Annotated in this window: 17 protein-coding genes; 7 read left to right on the forward strand and 10 right to left on the reverse strand. The window is 59.7% G+C overall.

From position 1 onward, the window contains the following. Positions 1 to 116 precede the first annotated feature (116 nt). Together CAL20_RS11605 and CAL20_RS11610 are read right to left on the reverse strand one after the other, a co-directional pair. Positions 117 to 752, reverse strand: a complete 636-nt coding sequence (locus CAL20_RS11605) for a Vgb family protein (protein WP_094837940.1) — start codon at positions 750 to 752, stop codon at positions 117 to 119. Positions 753 to 831: 79 nt separating this feature from the next. Next, entirely contained in the window at positions 832 to 2052 is a 1221-nt protein-coding gene (locus CAL20_RS11610) for a helix-turn-helix domain-containing protein (protein ID WP_094837941.1), read from the reverse strand. A gap of 124 nt (positions 2053 to 2176) precedes the next feature. On the opposite strand from CAL20_RS11610, the gene CAL20_RS11615 reads away from it, so the two are divergent. The 4 genes from CAL20_RS11615 (at position 2177) to CAL20_RS11630 (ending at position 5800) form a co-directional block, all read left to right on the forward strand. Beyond that, a complete protein-coding gene (locus CAL20_RS11615; protein ID WP_094837942.1) occupies positions 2177 to 3031 on the forward strand; it encodes a DUF899 domain-containing protein in 855 nt (284 codons plus the stop codon). Next, positions 3028 to 3303, forward strand: coding sequence for a hypothetical protein (locus CAL20_RS11620; protein ID WP_179266663.1), 276 nt, complete (start codon positions 3028 to 3030; stop codon positions 3301 to 3303). Before CAL20_RS11615 ends, CAL20_RS11620 begins: the two co-directional genes overlap by 4 nt. Before the next feature lie 66 nt (positions 3304 to 3369). Beyond that, on the forward strand, positions 3370 to 4593 hold the full coding sequence (locus CAL20_RS11625) for a pyridoxal phosphate-dependent aminotransferase (RefSeq protein WP_094837943.1): 1224 nt from the start codon (positions 3370 to 3372) through the stop codon (positions 4591 to 4593). 61 nt (positions 4594 to 4654) lie between these two features. Beyond that, positions 4655 to 5800, forward strand: a complete 1146-nt coding sequence (locus tag CAL20_RS11630) for an alpha-hydroxy acid oxidase (protein ID WP_094821155.1) — start codon at positions 4655 to 4657, stop codon at positions 5798 to 5800. 123 nt (positions 5801 to 5923) lie between these two features. On the opposite strand, the gene CAL20_RS11635 is transcribed toward CAL20_RS11630, so the two are convergent. Then, positions 5924 to 7129 carry a M20 aminoacylase family protein gene (locus tag CAL20_RS11635; RefSeq protein WP_094821156.1) on the reverse strand — a complete coding sequence of 402 codons (1206 nt, stop codon included), beginning with the start codon at positions 7127 to 7129 and terminating at the stop codon, positions 5924 to 5926. Positions 7130 to 7317: 188 nt separating this feature from the next. Between CAL20_RS11635 and CAL20_RS11640 the strand changes: the two genes are divergently transcribed. Continuing rightward, a complete protein-coding gene (locus tag CAL20_RS11640; protein WP_094821157.1) occupies positions 7318 to 8439 on the forward strand; it encodes an NADH:flavin oxidoreductase/NADH oxidase in 1122 nt (373 codons plus the stop codon). 95 nt (positions 8440 to 8534) lie between these two features. Here the strand turns inward: CAL20_RS11640 and CAL20_RS11645 are convergent, their stop codons facing one another. The 4 genes from CAL20_RS11645 to CAL20_RS11660 are packed head-to-tail and all read right to left on the reverse strand — an operon-like array spanning position 8535 to position 12288. Then, positions 8535 to 9542 (reverse strand): Bug family tripartite tricarboxylate transporter substrate binding protein, encoded by a 1008-nt coding sequence (locus CAL20_RS11645; protein WP_094821158.1) that lies wholly within the window; start codon positions 9540 to 9542, stop codon positions 8535 to 8537. Between the two features lie 17 nt (positions 9543 to 9559). Next, entirely contained in the window at positions 9560 to 10498 is a 939-nt protein-coding gene (locus CAL20_RS11650; protein ID WP_094821159.1) for a polysaccharide deacetylase family protein, read from the reverse strand. A gap of 3 nt (positions 10499 to 10501) precedes the next feature. Next, positions 10502 to 11260: an SDR family NAD(P)-dependent oxidoreductase gene (locus CAL20_RS11655; RefSeq protein ID WP_094821160.1), complete on the reverse strand. Its 759-nt coding sequence runs from the start codon at positions 11258 to 11260 to the stop codon at positions 10502 to 10504. Then, entirely contained in the window at positions 11260 to 12288 is a 1029-nt protein-coding gene (locus tag CAL20_RS11660) for a ketopantoate reductase family protein (protein ID WP_141217677.1), read from the reverse strand. Before CAL20_RS11660 ends, CAL20_RS11655 begins: the two co-directional genes overlap by 1 nt. 137 nt (positions 12289 to 12425) lie before the next feature. On the opposite strand from CAL20_RS11660, the gene CAL20_RS11665 reads away from it, so the two are divergent. Then, a complete protein-coding gene (locus CAL20_RS11665) occupies positions 12426 to 13343 on the forward strand; it encodes a LysR family transcriptional regulator (protein ID WP_094821162.1) in 918 nt (305 codons plus the stop codon). A gap of 39 nt (positions 13344 to 13382) precedes the next feature. Here the strand turns inward: CAL20_RS11665 and CAL20_RS11670 are convergent, their stop codons facing one another. After that, positions 13383 to 13787, reverse strand: coding sequence for a winged helix-turn-helix transcriptional regulator (locus CAL20_RS11670; protein ID WP_094821163.1), 405 nt, complete (start codon positions 13785 to 13787; stop codon positions 13383 to 13385). A gap of 123 nt (positions 13788 to 13910) precedes the next feature. On the opposite strand from CAL20_RS11670, the gene CAL20_RS11675 reads away from it, so the two are divergent. Next, a complete protein-coding gene (locus CAL20_RS11675; RefSeq protein ID WP_094837944.1) occupies positions 13911 to 14759 on the forward strand; it encodes an SDR family oxidoreductase in 849 nt (282 codons plus the stop codon). Between the two features lie 104 nt (positions 14760 to 14863). Here the strand turns inward: CAL20_RS11675 and CAL20_RS11680 are convergent, their stop codons facing one another. Continuing rightward, on the reverse strand, positions 14864 to 15859 hold the full coding sequence (locus CAL20_RS11680) for a Bug family tripartite tricarboxylate transporter substrate binding protein (RefSeq protein ID WP_094837945.1): 996 nt from the start codon (positions 15857 to 15859) through the stop codon (positions 14864 to 14866). A gap of 107 nt (positions 15860 to 15966) precedes the next feature. Then, entirely contained in the window at positions 15967 to 16917 is a 951-nt protein-coding gene (locus CAL20_RS11685) for a dihydrodipicolinate synthase family protein (RefSeq protein WP_094821166.1), read from the reverse strand. Positions 16918 to 16942 lie beyond the last annotated feature (25 nt).

The raw sequence follows: 16942 nt of genomic DNA on the forward strand, positions 1-16942 counted from the left end.
GCCAAATCCAAAAACATTATTCGATCAAAAGGGATAATTTTGATCGGCCTCTACCATTTTGCTCTCTGTTGCACTCCGGATCCGGGTTGGCGCATGGGCCGCCCCGCCCTTCCCAATCACTTCGGACGATGAACCACGCGCAGCTTGCCGCTACCGCCACCGCCGCAGAAAAACTGGCCGTCTCTACCTGCCTCTAAACCCGACACGCCTGTGCCGACCGGCATCTCTATCGTTTCGATGACCTCGCCTGTTTCCGGATCGATCCTTCTCAAGTCGCTTTCTTTGCCTTCCCACGTCCCGTGCCAGAGCTGGCCTTGCACCCACGTTACGCCAGTCACGACACGATTGGATTCAATGGTCCGCAGGATTTTCCCGGTATCCGGATCGATCTGATAGATTTTCCGGTCGCGATATTGGCCAACCCAAAGTGTGCCCTCTGCCCAGGCCAGCCCAGAGTTATTGCCTGAATCGCCCGGTGCCGGGATTGTGGCGAGTACGCGACCGGTCGCCACGTCGATTTTCCGGATGTGTTGGCCGGTGATCTGAAAGAGATGTTTGCCGTCGAAAGCCGTCCCGGCATCACCCTGGACATCAATCTGGCGCACCATCGCACCGGTGTTGGGATCGAATGCGTTGAGTTTGTCTCCCGAGGCGAACCAGACGAGTTGCCCATCATAGGTCACGCCGTGGACTTCGGCTGCGCCTTCGAATGGGCCGTATTCGCGGATAATTTCGGCGTTGGAATGTTTCATCTGTTGCTCCGGTTCCGCCCGCTCAAGTAGCAACTGCCACATGAGGCACGCTGGTTGATTAGGTTCTGACCCAGATAGTCTACTTATCGTGTAACAAGTCGGGGAGTAACAAGGCTGTCGGGAATCCTGGCACGGAGGCAACCGTCCAGCGACGTGCCCGGCCCGCACCGTAGGCCTGCACTTTGCCTGCTGCACACAGCGGTTCCAGCGCCCGTTGAACGGTGCGCGCGCTCATGCCTAGCGCGATCGCCAGGGCCGAACTCGACCACGCCTCGCCATCGGCGAGCAGCGCCAAAATCGCCGTGTTTCGTTCGTCAACAAGGGGCACCAACACCACAACGGGCTGCGCATCGCAAGGCGTCAGCACGAAGCCGCGTTTGGTCGCCCCAAGTTTGGCTATCCCCGCCAGCGCCACGCGCAGACGCCCTATTTCCACGCGCAAGCGCGCCCGATGCGATTCGTCAATGTGTTTTGCCCGAAACGCCCGCAGCAGCAGGGTTTCCCGCGCAACGTCGCTCGGCGAGGCTTCGCCCAGGCAACGGGCCAAGGTGAACAAGACCGGCCGCTTCGCCAGCCGCACGATCGCGTTGGAGCCGCGTACCAGGCCGCGGCATGCGTCGATAACGAGCGCCCCTGATGTCAACAACGACTCGACCTCATCGAGCAGGACCAGACGCTTCGCGCCGCCGGTGATAGCACATGCAACGGGCTGGTCGAGAATGCCTGCTGCCTGCTGGACCTCTGCAGTCAACGCGGGAATATCCGCTTGGCGCGCGGCGTCGGCGGCCTGGGTAAACGCCGAGCGCGCGGCAACCGTGTCCAGGCGGCGAACGGCGATGCCCGCTAACGTCAACTCGACGGCCGCCCGCAACGCGGGCGTCAAGCTGGCCGAATCCACATTGGAAAGCGCCTGCGCCGCCTCGTCCACCCGCCCGATCAACAACAGCCGGCGGGCAGCCAGGTTGCGCGCATGGGCGGCGTTCATGAGATCGCCATGCGTTTGGAGCACTGTATACGCAGCATCCAGGGCTGGGACGGGCCAGTTCAGGTTGCGTGAGACCAGGGCGATCTCGGCCTCGGCGACGATGCAGCGCGCACGGGCGATCTGGTCTGTCTGGCCGAATGCCCTCGCCGCGCGCTTGAGCAGCGCTTGTGCGCGGCCGAAATCACCCAACTGCGCCATGGCGATGCCACGCAGCGCCAGCGCTGCCGGTTCTTCACGTAGCGCGACGTGCTTGAGAGCGTCAAGGACATCGCCCCTGGCCAGGGCTTGCGCCGCCGCTCGAATCAAAGCGTCCATTGGATTCCCGTCACATTTGTCACTCCCATGATGTCGAGGCCTGGTGCGACCATGGTATCCAGCCCTGCCCTGACAGATCGATGATGCAGCGCAGTTTGTCAATTAGCCAACGAGGAATCAAGCCATGAACGAGACCACAGCCCCCCAGACCGAAAGTGCCAAAGTCAACGCAGGCGATCATCGCATCGTTTCCCGAGACGACTGGATTGCCGAACGTAAAGCCTTGCTGACGCGCGAAAAAGAACTGACGCGCTTGAGCGATCAGCTCGCCGCAGAACGCCGTGCCCTGCCCTGGGTTCGTGTCGAGAAAGAGTACGTCTTCAATACCAATAAAGGCCCCCGCAGGCTGATCGATCTATTTGACGGCCGCCATCAGTTGATTGTCCAACACTTTATGTTCGCGCCCGGCTGGGAGCAAGGCTGCCGGAGTTGTTCCTACATGGCCGACCATACCGATGGGATGACGACCCATTTGGCTCAGCGTGACGTGACGTTTATCGCGATTTCGCGTGCCCCGCTGGCGGATATCGAGCGTTTTCGTCGACGGATGGGATGGAAATTTAACTGGGTGTCATCCCAGGGTAGCCGGTTTAATTACGATTTCGGCGTGAGTTTCTCGCCGGAAGACGTCGCGCGGGGAACGCTGCAGTACAACTATGGCGATTGGCCCTATGCGTACGAGGAATGGCCGGGAATCAGTGTCTTTCTGAAAACCGACGCAGGCGAAGTTTTCCATACGTATTCCTGCTATACGCGTGGCGTCGAGATCATGATGGGCACGTATAACCTGCTGGACATCACGCCCAAGGGACGCGATGAACGAGAGGTGGAGAACAAAATGGAATGGGTGCGCCACCACGATCGCTATCAAACGGAGCCGGCACAAGACGCCGCGGCTCAAGGTACGGTCGCGGAGCTGCTCGATACCGTCAAATCGGCGTGTTGCCACGCCGATCTCGCCAGTGGAGCACGGCCATGACCCCGCTCAGCCAAAGCGAATGGTCGGGTGCGCCTCCGCCACGGGAGGCGCGTGGGGGCGCCCTGCGGATGGCCCGTTGGTTACACCTGGCCGCTGCCCCGGCCTTTGCAGCCATGGCGGCGATGACGTTTTTGCTGGGCGGCGATGCGCACCCGATGACGTGCCTGGGCGGCGATCGTGGCTCGCCGATTAGCGGCATGGGCCTGATGTATTTGCTGATGAGCGTTTTCCACGCGGCCCCGTGGCTGAAGTTTGTCGCGTCCCGGAGGTAAGCCGGAAACGATACTGCCGGGCGATGGTTTATTATTGCGCGCGAGCCCCTCTCTGGAAATTTGCGCGTGAAAACCATCGATAAATCCGTCAAGCTGAACAATGTTGCGTACGATATACGCGGTCCGGTTCTGGATCGCGCCCGGGAAATGGAAGAAGCCGGGCAACGTATTATCAAGCTGAATATCGGTAATGTCGCCGCGTTCGGGATCCAACCGCCGGACGAAATCATTCAGGACATCATCCGCAACGTGGCCGATTTTGCAGGCTATACCGATAGCAAGGGATTGTTCGCGCCGCGCAAAGCCGTCGTGCACTATATGCAGAGCAAGGGCGTCCACGGCGTCGACGTCAATGACGTTTATCTGGGTAACGGCGCATCGGAACTGATCTCGATGAGCATCAATGCGCTGTTGAACGATGGCGATGAGCTGCTCATCCCGTCCCCGGATTTTCCGCTGTACACGGCGGTGACGGGTCTGTCCGGTGGGCGCCCGGTGCATTATTTGTGCGACGAGAGCTCTGACTGGATGCCCGATATCGCGGATATCCGCGCCAAGATCACGCCCCGCACCCGCGGCATCGTCGTCATCAACCCAAACAATCCTACCGGGGCTCTGTATTCCCGTGAGGTACTCCTGGATATCATCCAGATCGCGCGCGAACACAATCTCGTCATCCTGTCGGACGAGATCTACGACAAGACGATCTACGACGATCTGACCCACGTCAGCATGGCGTCGCTGGCGGACGACGTATTGATCTTGACCTTTAACGGCCTGTCCAAGAACTATCGTTCCTGCGGCTACCGTGCGGGCTGGATGGTGGTCTCGGGCGACAAGCGGCCCGCACAGGGCTATATCGAGGGGCTGAACATGCTGGCCTCGCTGCGCCTGTGTTCGAATACCCCTGGCCAGGTCGCCATTCAGACCGCGCTGGGCGGATACCAGAGCATCAACGAACTGGTCGGCCCCACCGGCAGACTGCGCCGGCAACGAGACCTGGCCTATGATTTGCTGACCCAGATTCCGGGCGTCAGCGTAATGAAGCCCAAGGGCGCGCTGTATCTGTTCCCCCGTCTGGACCCAGCGGTTTACCCGATACAAGACGATCAGCAGTTTGCGTATAGCCTGTTGGACCAGGAGCGCGTCCTGGTGGTCCAGGGCACCGGCTTTAATTGGGCCAACCATGACCATTTCCGGATGGTGTTCCTGCCGAACGCCGACGATTTGACTGAGGCGATCGGGCGGATTGACCGCTTCTTGGGCCGGATGCGCAAGGGCGGCGTCTGAGGATAGGTATCTCTCTATCCTGATTCAATAATAAATCCATCGAGAGGAGACATCAGACGCCATGCGCCTGCAAAATTGCCACAATTTTCACGATTTTCGTGAGCTAGCAAAACGTCGTCTGCCCGGGCCGATTTTCAATTACATCGATGGCGCGGCGGACGACGAGGTCACATTGCGGCGCAATGCGGCGAGCTTTGAGCAATGTGACCTGGTGCCCAATGTGCTGCGCGGCGTGACGGATGTGGACCTCTCGGTCACGGTGATGGGACAGAAACTGGCGATGCCGGTGTATTGCTCCCCTACCGCGCTGCAGCGCCTGTTTCATCACGATGGGGAAAATGCAGTCGCAGCCGCGGCGTCGAAATTCGGCACGATGTTTGGCGTGTCCTCGCTAGGTACGGTCAGCCTCGAGCAGATACGCAAAACGTATAGCGGCCCGCAGGTCTACCAGTTTTATTTTCATAAAGACCGTGGCCTGAATCAGGCCATGATGCAGCGAGCGAAGGACGCGGGCGTCAACGTCATGATGTTGACGGTCGATAGCATTACGGGCGGCAATCGCGAACGGGATTTGCGCACGGGGTTCTCGATTCCCTTCAAGCTGAACCTCGCTGGGTTGACGCAGTTCGCTGTGAAGCCGGCCTGGGCGCTGAACTACCTGACGCACGAGCGTTTTCGGCTGCCTCAGCTCGATGAGCATGTAGACATGAGCGGCGGCGCGATGTCTATCGGGCGGTATTTCACCGAAATGCTGGACCCGGCGATGACTTGGGACGATGTGGCCCAGATGGTGAAGCTCTGGGGCGGTCAGTTTTGCCTGAAGGGCATCATGTCCGTAGAAGACGCCAAGCGTGCGGTGGACATCGGCTGCACGGGCATCATTTTGTCCAACCATGGTGGGCGCCAATTGGATGGTTCGCGTTCGGGCTTTGATCAGCTGGCCGAGATTGTCGATGCAGTGGGCGATCGGATCGACGTGATGATGGATGGCGGGATACAGCGCGGCACGCACGTGCTGAAGGCGCTGTCATTAGGCGCCAAGGCGGTGGGTATTGGCAGGTTCTACCTCTACCCTCTCGCGGCAGCCGGGCAACCCGGGGTCGAGCGTGCGCTGGGTCAACTGCGCACCGAGATCGAACGCGATATGAAACTCATGGGATGCACCTCAGTGTCGCAATTGACGCGTGAGAACCTGCGATTCCGTTGAACGATAGCTCCGCGTCTCGTGTGCGCGAATTCGCACGGTCTACGTTAGTCGGCAACGTAGACCTGCTCGGTAAACCTCAAGCGCTGTGTCTATCCAACGAGTCGCGTTTCCGCCGATACGCCATCACGTCGCGTCGGCATCGATCCGCAAATAGGTTTCCACCAGACGGCTCCAATACGCCGCACCGATAACCAAGTTGTTGTCGTTGAAGTCGTATTTGGGATTATGCAGCCCGCGGCCGTCAGTCGCGGGCCCGTTGCCCAGCCGTACAAGCGCACCAGGGCAGCGCTGCAGCATGTAGGCAAAATCCTCGCTGCCCATCAAACGCTTGGTTTGAGGCACAACCTGATCGTCGGGTAACACCATACGCGCCACCTCGATCGCGAGATCGTTGGCGGCGGCATCATTCACTAATACAGGATAGCCCTCGACATAATCGATGTCCGCCGTGACGCCCTGCGCGATGGCTGTGGACTGCACGATCTCAATGATGCGTTTCTTCAATAGCGCGCGCACGTCTGTACTGAACGAGCGGACGCTGATGCCTATTTCGGCGGAATCCGGGATGACATTGAGCGCCTGGCCAGCTTGCAGCCGGCCCACGGTGACGACTGCCGCCTCGTCCGGATCGACATTGCGGGAAACGACGGTCTGCAACGCTACCACGATGTGCGCCGCGGCGACCAGAGGATCGGCTGCCTGATGCGGCCGGGCGGCGTGGCCCCCTACTCCCTTTACTTTGATGAACACCCGGTCGCCGGCGGCCATGAAGGGGCCTTCGCGAAACAGCATCTGCCCTTGCGGCATGCCCGGGTGATTATGAATCGCAAAGACATAGTCGCAAGGGAACCGTTCAAACAAGCCATCGTCGAGCATAGCGGTTGCGCCGCTATCAAAACCACGCTCTTCAGCAGGCTGAAAAATGAGATGCACGGTGCCGTCGAAACGGCGAGTCTGCGCGAGGTGTTTCGCCGCACCCAGCAGCATGGTCGTATGGCCATCGTGGCCACAGGCGTGCATGACGCCGTTGTGTTGACTGGCGTATGGGAGGCCGGTTTCCTCGAGGATGGGCAAGGCGTCCATGTCGGCGCGAATGCCGATACTGCGGGCACTGGAGCCGCATCGCAGGGATCCCACTACGCCGGTTTTGCCAAGGCCCGTGGTGACCTCATAGCCCCACTCTTTCAGTTTTTCCGCCACCAGCGATGCTGTCGCCTGCTCGTTGAAAGCGAGTTCCGGATGCTCGTGAATATGATGCCGCAGTGTTCGCAACTCTGCGTCAAAGGCATTGAGGTCTGAGATCTCGGTGGAATTCTTGATAGTTGACATGGAAAGAACTTGAAGCGATGAAATCGTTGGTTAGGTTACTTCCAGACGGTATCTGGTGCAAAACCGGCAGGGGCCGAAACACTTACCGTTCACGCAAGTGAACTGCTATCTTTGGAAATTGACGGGTAGCACTGCATCCTTTCATCATTGACGCCCAATCGCATTACGTATCGCATCAGGAACGAACAATGACCCAAGACAGCCGCGCCAGCGCAGGCCCCCTGCTCTTTCAACCCATTTCGATCAACCAACTGAATCTGGCCAACAGGATCACTGTCGCACCCATGTGCCAGTACTCTGCTGTCGATGGACTGGCCAGCGACTGGCACCGCATGCATCTCGGCATGCTCGGCAGTAATGGATCGGGGCTCGTGATGCTGGAGGCCACGGCAGTGACAGAGGACGGCCGCATCAGTCCGGGATGCTTGGGGTTGTGGGGAGAAGATCAAGGCCGAGCCTTGACCGCTACGCTCGAAGCGAGCCGTAAATTCTCGACAGGCGCTTTCGGGATCCAGCTGTCGCACGCGGGACGCAAAGGATCTACCCAAGTCCCGTTTCACGGTGGCGCCCGTCTGGATGCCGAACAAGGCGGCTGGAGCACGCTGGCGCCTAGCGCAATACCCTCCCGGCCCTCCGATACTGTCCTGCCTGTCGAAATGACCATGGACGATCTCGCCGAGGTCCGCAAAGCATTCGTTCAAGCCGCTCATCGTGCATTGGCTGCGGGGATTGAGCTCATCGAATTGCACATGGCGCATGGATACCTGTTGCATCAGTTCTTGTCTCCCTTGGCCAATCAGCGGTCGGATCACTATGGCGGCTCGCTGGAAAATCGCATGCGATATCCGCTCGAGGTCTTTGATGCGGTACGTCAGGCAATCCCGACAGAGATTCCTCTAGGCGTACGCGTGTCGGCCACTGACTGGGTTGACGGCGGCTGGAACGAGGACGAAACCGAGGCGCTATGTCAGCGATTGCTGCCCATGGGTTGCGATTTCTTTGATATTTCCTCCGGAGGATTATCCGCGGCACAAAAGATCACGGTACATCCAGGTTATCAAGTCCCGTTTGCTGCACGCATCAAAAAATCCGTATCCGTGCCCGTCATCGCAGTCGGCATGATCACCGAGCCGGACCAGGCCGAGCAAATCCTGCAAGACGGCAGCGCCGACATGGTGGCACTGGCGCGTCAAATGCTGTTCGAGCCGCATTGGCCATGGCGCGCCGCCGCGCAACTGAAGGGACAGCTGCAGATTCCGCCTCAATACTTGCGCTCGTTGACGTCTGCGCCCGACATTGCAAAAACGTAGGCCGTCGCCTCATCATGCAGCGGCAATGCTGGCTGGCACACATCTCCTGCCAGCCAGCATTCGCTTACGGGCCCGGGTGAAATCCAGGCGCGAACTCAGGAAATCCCGGTAGCGCCCACGAGTTTTACCAACTCGCCCCACTTTGCATACTCGCTCTCGAAAAAAGCTCGCGTTTGCTCCGCCGTCATCGGCGCGTAGGCGGGAACGCCCTCATTTTCTACACGCGCATTGATGGCTGGATCCCTGAGTGAGGCTTGAATCGCCTCTCTCAATTGCGCTGCGATATCGGCCGGCAAGCCGGCGGGCGCGACATAGGCGTTCCACGTCACGACATCAAAATCGGTATTCAGCAGTTCCTCTACCGTAGGCACGTCCGGGGCAGCCTTCAGGCGCGCTTTGCCCGACACGGCCAGCGCAACGAGACGTCCTGATTTGACCTGGGGACCGACCACCGACCATGCGTCGAACGCGTAAGTCAACTGCCCGCCTGCGAGATCCGTCAGCACCTGGGGCCCTTGTTTGTAGGGTACGTGCACCGCCTTGGGCACACCCAATTTCTGGGCCAGCACGTGGCACGCGATATGGCTGGACGTCCCTGTACCGCTGGATCCGTAGGTTGCCGTGTCGGGATTCTCGCGCAAATGTGCGGCCAGCTGGTCGAGGGTCTTGATGCCGGACTCGGCTGTGACGACCAATACCACGGGCACCTGAATAGTGACCGCCAGCGGTTCGAACGCCGTGCGCGGATCAAACGGCAGGCTCGAGTACACATGCGGGTTGATAGCGAATGAACTGGCGGTGCTGTACAGCAAGGTATAGCCATCGGGTCGGGCGCGCGCCACGGCGGCTGCGCCGATGTTGCCGCCGGCGCCAGCTTTATTCTCGATGACCAGATTCGCGTCGAGGTGTTTGGACAGCACGGTTCCTATCAGGCGTGCGATGATGTCCGTATTGCCGCCAGGCGCAAACGGAACGACGATGGACACCGGTTTATCCGGAAACTTCGAAGCCGCTTGCACACTGCGCCACGGCATCATGGCGCCGGCGCCCACTAACGGCAAACTCGCTAATTGCGCACAAAACGTGCGGCGCTTTACGTTCATGGAATCCCCTTTTTTGTTTACTTGCTCACGCTTGGGGCAAATCGCCCCACGTGTGCACTGACATCGAAACGATTGGCATTGGCCGACGAACGGTGATATTCGGCAATCTGCATCGGCGTTGCCCACCAGACATCTTTCGCGGCTGAGATATGCGCGAAAAATCTGTCCAACAGCCGCAGACGCTGCGGGCGTCCCGAGATCCAGTCATGGACGGTGATCATGCAGAGCCCGCCCCATTCCCGCGTTCCTTCGAACTCTTCGATCCAGCTTTCCAGAACCGCATTGGGATTGGCGGGATGGGTCTTGTCGCGCGGCCCGTTCGTATAGCGGAAATACAGTGCATCGTCGATGGTCCAGGTGACGGGAACCTGCACCAGGCCGTCGATTGTGTAGGGATGATCGAACCCCATCAGCGAACTGTCGTAGGCGATATTCGCCCGCGCCAATGCAGCAAGGCTCTCGGGCGAGTGTTCAAATGAGGGCGCGCGATAGCCGCGTACCGCCTCGCCTGTCTGGGCGCGAAACACATCGATGCTGCGATTGAGGTAATCGTCCAGCAACGCATCATCGAGCGTATCCAGCCGCTCGTGGAAATAGCCGTGATACCCGACTTCATGGCCTGCTTGCAACAGCGTGGGCAACAGATCGGGATAAGTCGCGGCGACGACGCCGGGCACGTAGAAGGCGCCCTTGATATCCCATTTTTTCAACAAGGCCAAAATCCGTGCCACCCCTTGTCTGGGGCCATAGCGGCGCTGCTCCAGCTCTCCCAGAGACTTGGTTTGCTGCTGTCGTGTTACCCAAAAGTACGGCGACTCGGCATCCAGGTCCAACGTGAAAGCGACGGCGCTGCGCTTGCCCGACGGCCAGGTGTAGTCCGGAAAAGAAATGCGGCTGTCGTCGTGCATGTTCACGCAGGTCTCGTGCACGTTTGCGGGGCTCGGTGTGCTATTCATGGTTCAATCCTCAGTGATGCGTTTGCTCGGATCTGGGCGACGATTGATCCCGCCTCCGCCGTCTACAGAGAGCACTTGGCCTGTCGTGAACGACGCAGCGTCGCTCGCGAGAAAAAGCACTGCGCGGCTCAGCTCTCCGGGCTGGATCATGCGGCCAAGTGGAATCGCCGCGGATAGTGTCTTCAGATGATCGCCCGGCAATGCAGGGCTGTTCATCCCCTGCGCCAGCCCGGGTCGGACCGCGTTCGCACGGATGCCGTGAGGCGCCAGCTTCACCGCCAGAATGCGGGTCATCTGCTCGAGCGCGGCCTTCGATGGCCCGTATATCGCCCCATTGGGCCGCGCCACCTCGGCCGAGGCCGAACTGATATTGACCACTGCCCCGCGGATGCCGGCGGCGATCCAGCGTTTGGCCAGCAGCTGAGTCAGCAGCAACGGTGCCAGCACATTGACTTCCACGATGCTGCGGCACAGATCTGGCGTCGCGTCCAGGATGTCTACAAAGGGAAATACGGCAGCGTTATTGACCAGCACACGGGGCAATGCTTCATCGCTCCAGCTGGCGACCAGTTTCTCGATAGCGGCCGCATCGGTGATGTCTGCCACCACGGTTCGAATGGCTTTACCTACTTGAGACGAATGCTCGCGGTCGATGCTCGTCACCGTGGCGCCCTCTGCGATAAATGCGTGCGCCAACTCCAGTCCAAAATGGCCATTCCCGCCCGTCACCAGTACGTGCTGGCCCCGATACGCCTCGTTCATCACACCACCCTCTCCATGAGTTCGTCCAGATTGGCATTGCCAAAATCACGGCGTCCCGTCTCCATCTCGCGGATCATGGCGATCATGTGCGCGACAGTCGGGGTCTGAATACCGGCAGCCCGGCCATGCGCGACAATGTCGGTAATCTGCGGGTCGACCTCTGTCGCGCGTTTGCGCACCGCCAGGTCACGCCATACGCCGCTGCGGGGCTTTCCGACCCAGCGGCGGCAATGATCAGTGATCTGCTGCATCTGGGCCCAGGCGTCGTCCTCGTTCGCTTGCGCACTGAAAGCCTCGGGGGCAAAACCGTCAAACGGCATGGGTTGAACGCCGTTGGCGTTGGCTACCTTGACGACTTCGCCGCATAAAGCGCGCCAGAGGGGCAAATAGTGGCGATTGCCTAGTTGTTCGACGATGGTGTCGTTGGACAGCGCCGTCGTGAACAGCAGCGCGCCGATAGCGACCTTGCTCCACTTGTAACCCAACAAATGCGCCGTCCAGCTCGATTCCGGGTCAACCATCCGCACCAATGATTCGGCGTCTCTGGACCGCGTCGTGTCACGGCCATCCAGTTCGCCAACGCGAATACATCCTTTGCCACCGAACTGAATTCGCCCCGGGCCCAGATAATCCGAGGCGAAATTCACCAGTGCGCCCATGGTGCGCTCGGCACCAATCAGATTCGCGATGATGGATTCTGTCAGGCCGTTCTGCAACGCCAATACCCAGCCATCGTCACGCAGATGTGGGCGCAGCATGGTAACGGCGTCATGCGTGTGTTGCCCTTTGACAGACAGCAATATGCGCCCATAAACGCCCTCGATTTCCGACGCTAAACAAGCGTCCATACGAGAAAACGTGCTGCTGCCATCCGGTCCGACGATCTCCAGACCATGGGTGCGGACTGCCTGAACGTGTTCGGGAACCACATCCACCAGCAACACCGCCTGCCCGGCATCGGCGAGCTTTGCCGCCACGACGCCGCCGATCGCGCCACCCCCCCAAACAACGATTGGTTCCTGACTCACTACCACCCCCTGATTTCGATAATGCACCGCACGGCGCGTCCCAGACCGAAATTCTGAAGCGCCAAAACATATAATTCAATTTCTTAATTTGGCCATTTACTTGCATAAAACGTAAGTAATACACCAGGACCAGCGACATGAATTACCGCGCTTTCGAGGCGCTACACGCCTTTGTGGAAGGTGGCAGCATTGCGCAAGCCGCGATGCGATTGAACCGTACACAGCCCCAAATCAGCCGCCTGCTCAGCCAACTGGAGGAGGACGCGGGATTTGAGATCCTGACTAAAGTCGGACGCCGGCTCGAACTAACGGAGGACGGTCAAGCCCTCTATCAGCGGGTCTATGGACTGCTGCGCGCCCAAGATGCCGTACACGATTTTGCAGAAGACATGCGGCACGGCCGGCGAGACCGGGTGCGCATCATCGCAGCCAATCACATCATCGATGGCATGGCGGCAGAGGCGCTAGGCAACTGCCGCCTGCAGAATCCCGGCTTCTCGGCCGCGCTGACGGCCCGCATGCCTGCGGAGCTGCAATGGTGGCTGGCGCAGCAGCAGTTTGACGTGGCGTTGGTACAGTTGCCGCTGGAGCACCCCGCCATCGAGACAGAGCTGTTCTGCCAAAGCGAGATCGTAGCGGTGATGCATCCGGATCATCCCTATGCGGACCGTACACAGATCGAACCCAAAGACACCCAGGCCGAACCCTACATCAGCCTGGGACGCCGCAGCATTCTGGAGCAGCGCTGCCTGGCGTCATTCGAGGCCACTAATGCCAGTGCCAACAGCGAACTGGAGGTTTCTTTCAGCACCACCGCGATCCAATTGGCCGCGATGGGTTGCGGCATCGCTCTCGCAGAGCCCATGGCCGCGCTTGCGCAGCGGCATCTGAACATCGTCGTGAAAAAATTCCGACCGGTCGCGAAGCTGCATTACGGTATGGTGTTTCCGCGGGGAAAACGGCGTAGCCCTGCTACCGAGATCTTTGTCGAAGAGCTGCGTCGATGCGCGGACCGGAAAGTGGTCGAAATACAGAAGCTTTTGGCGGGCACGTAGCGCGGGATGCGCACGCAGCTGCTATCGCTCGCGCCGCATTCAATCTGTCGAAGCGGCCTTCTCCAGAATCCTGGGCAAGCTGAGCTCCAGCCAATCCACCAAGCCGCGCACTTTTTCGGCCGCCTCGACGCCAATGGGCGTCAACGAATACTCCACATGGGGCGGCACGGTATTGAAAGCGCGCCGATGCACCATGCCGTCGCCTTCGAGCCATTGCAGTGTCTGGGCCAGCATACGCTCGCTCACGCCGCCGATCTGACGCCGCAGATCGCTGAATCGCAGGGTCCCCGACTGGAGAGCAATCAATACCAATACACCCCAGCGGCTCGTCAGATGCTTGAGAATCGGGCGCGATGGACAGCCCGCCGCCATCACGTCGCCGCGGCGCAGTTTGGCCGATAGCGATTCCGCGACGGAGGATTTAGGAGAACGGGGCTTAGACATATCGGTGATGAGTTCACAACAACATAATCAGTGTAGCCCCTTAACTAACATTTTTGTACGTACTTACTAAAAATAAGTATTGGCTCTATAGTGTGTTCACCGCACATTTCTTGGAGTCGCATCATGACCATCGCAATCACTGGCGCCACAGGCCAGCTAGGACGTCTCGTTGTTCAAAAGCTGAAAGCAAAAATCAATCCTGGCGATATCGTCGGCCTGGTGCGCAGCCCTGAAAAAGCCGCCGATCTGGGCATCACGGTGCGCGCCGCGGACTACACGCAGCCCGCCACACTGGAGGCGGCACTGCAAGGGATAGATACCCTGCTGCTGATCTCGGGCAATGACATCGGGCATCGCACGGCGCAACACGCCAACGTCATTAACGCTGCCAAGCAATCCGGAATGAAGCGGATCGTCTATACCAGCCTTCTGCGTGCGGATACATCACCATTGAGTCTGGCGCCAGAGCATGCGCAGACCGAAGCGCTATTGAAACAATCCGGTCTGGTGTACACCATCCTGCGCAACGGCTGGTACACCGAAAATTACACCGGTGCTATTCCCCCCGCCCTCGCCCACGGCGCGCTCTATGGCAGCGCGAAGGACGGCAAAATCTCGTCTGCGCCCAGAGCCGACTATGCGGATGCTGCCGTGGCGGCACTGACGGGTGCGGGGCATGACGGAAAAATATATGAACTCGCGGGCGACACGTCGTACACATTGACCCAGCTGGCAGCAGAGGTCTCCAGGCAGACGGGCAAGGACATCCCTTATCGGGACATCCCGGAGGCAGATTACGCTGCCGCGCTCAAGGGCGCAGGTCTGCCAGAAGGACTCGCGGCCGCCATCGCTTCGTGGGACGTGGGCGTATCTCACGGAGCGCTATACGACGATAGCCGGCAACTCTCGAAACTGATCGGCCGGGCCACGGGCTCACTGCAGGATGCCGTTGCTGCAGCGCTGAAAGCCTGACCCCCCTCGATCTGGCACGCGTCGATAAATCATCGGCCGCCCGCCGCACTGCCCCACCAATGGGCCATCAGCGGGCGGCGTATCGTGCGGCAGCAACGCGGTCGTTATTCCACCTTCGTCCCGGTGGATTTCACCAAGTCGCCCCATTTCGCTATTTCCTTTTTCTGGAAAACCGCGAAATCGTCTGGCGACATCGCAGACGGTATGACGCCCATTCCCTCTAGACGCGCCTGCATATCGGGTGAATGGATAATCTGCGCGAGTGCTTGGTACAGCTTGTCCACGATGGGCCGCGGTGTGCCGGCAGGTGCAAAGATCGCTTGCCAGGCTTGTACCTCGTAGTCTTTGACGCCCGCCTCTTGCATGGTAGGCACGTCGGGCAGGCTTTTCAGCCGCTGGGGCGAGGTCACGGCCAACGCACGCAGGCGCCCGCCTTTGACCTGTGGCACGACTGTCGGTCCCTCGAACATGAAGTCGACTTGTTGCCCGATCACATCCGGAATGGCCGAGCGGCCCGAGTATGGCGCGTGCACGAGCTTGATGCCCGCTATCTGCTCCAGCAAGACTCCCGACAGATGTTGTGTCGTGCCGATCCCGGAGGATGCATACGAGATCGTGCCCGGTTTCTCGCGCGCGGCGTCGATGATGTCCTGGACCGATTTGAATCGGCTTTCGTTAGATACGACCAGCGTATTTGCATTCATGCCGATGATCGTGATCGGCTGAAACGACGCCACCGGGTCGTATTGCATGTCTTTGAACAAGCTGGGATTGATCGCATGGGTCGCAATACTGGCGCCCAATAGCGTGTAGCCATCAGGCGGTGCCTTGGCGACATAGGCGGACCCGATCATCCCGGTCGCGCCGGCGCGATTTTCCACCACGACATTGTCCTTGAGCGCTTCGCCCAGTTTCTGCGCCATGATGCGGCCCAGCACGTCGCTGTTGCTGCCGGGCGCAAAAGCAATCACATAGTTGATCTGTTTACTGGGCCAGGCGTCTACCGAGGCCCGGGCGGAGCGCGGGGTGATACCGAATGCACATGCGACTGCACTGGCGACGCCGGTCAAGCCGGCCGCCACGAAAGTTCTGCGGTTCATGAGGTGTCTCCTCCCGGATCTCGCTCCGGGTTGTTGTTCAGCGGTGCCGGTGATGTCCTCCGGCTTTAAAAGTGATGCGTAGACATATGGCTTTTCTGAGGGATGCGCTACTTGGGTAATGCCAGTGTCTGCGCGCCCGGGATTTCAAAATTCACAGACGCCAGGCCGTCCTCCAGCGACGCGCGTTGCGCCGCTGTCAACTCGACGAGCGGCGGCCTGACGGTGGCCCAGCCCTCGTCGCCCGCTCGTTGCGCAATGGCGGCTTTCATTGCGGGAATCATGGGGAATTTCTGGAACACATTACGGACGGCATCCAGGCCGGCCTGCAACGTGTCGGCGTTATCGCTTTGCCATTCTCGATACAGCTCGGCGATGGGACCTGGATTGACGTTGCCGGTGGCGGTGATGCATCCCACACCGCCGCCTCGCAACGTGCGCAGCAGGAATGTCTCGCTGCCGGCAAACACGTCGAACCCTTGCGGCTGGAACGCCTTGAGCATGGCTTCGGTGTTGCTCCAGTCGCCGGAACTGTCCTTGATGCCGGCGATATTCTTGGGATAGGCCTTTAGTAAGCGCTCGATCAACCCCATACTGATACCGACCTGCGCGACGGGCGGGATGTGATACAGATACACGCGCAGGCTCTCGTCGGCGACTTCATCGATCACCTGTGCGAAGGCTCGATATAGTCCTTCGTCGCTGACGCCTTTGTAGTAGAACGGCGGCAACATCAGCACGCCTGCGCATCCCGCTGATACCGCATGGCGGGTCAGCTCAATCGCGTCGGGTAACGCGCATGCGCCAGTGCCAGGCATCATGCGGGCTGCAGGCAGGCCTGCTTCCAACAACGCATCGAGCAACGCTCGCTTCTCGGCAACGCTGAGCGAGTTTGCCTCCGAGTTGGTGCCGAATATCGCCAGACCTACGCCCTGCTCCAGCAGGTTCTTGCAGTGAGCCACAAAACGCGGCGCCGAGGGTGAATAATCGGGATTGAACGGTGTCAATACCGGAGAAAGCACGCCACGCAAACGCGGCGTGTCAGGGATCAATGCAGACATGATCGAGCGGACTCCATCGCAAAGT

This window comes from Bordetella genomosp. 4, from assembly GCF_002261185.1.
Lineage (GTDB): Bacteria > Pseudomonadota > Gammaproteobacteria > Burkholderiales > Burkholderiaceae_B > Bordetella_A.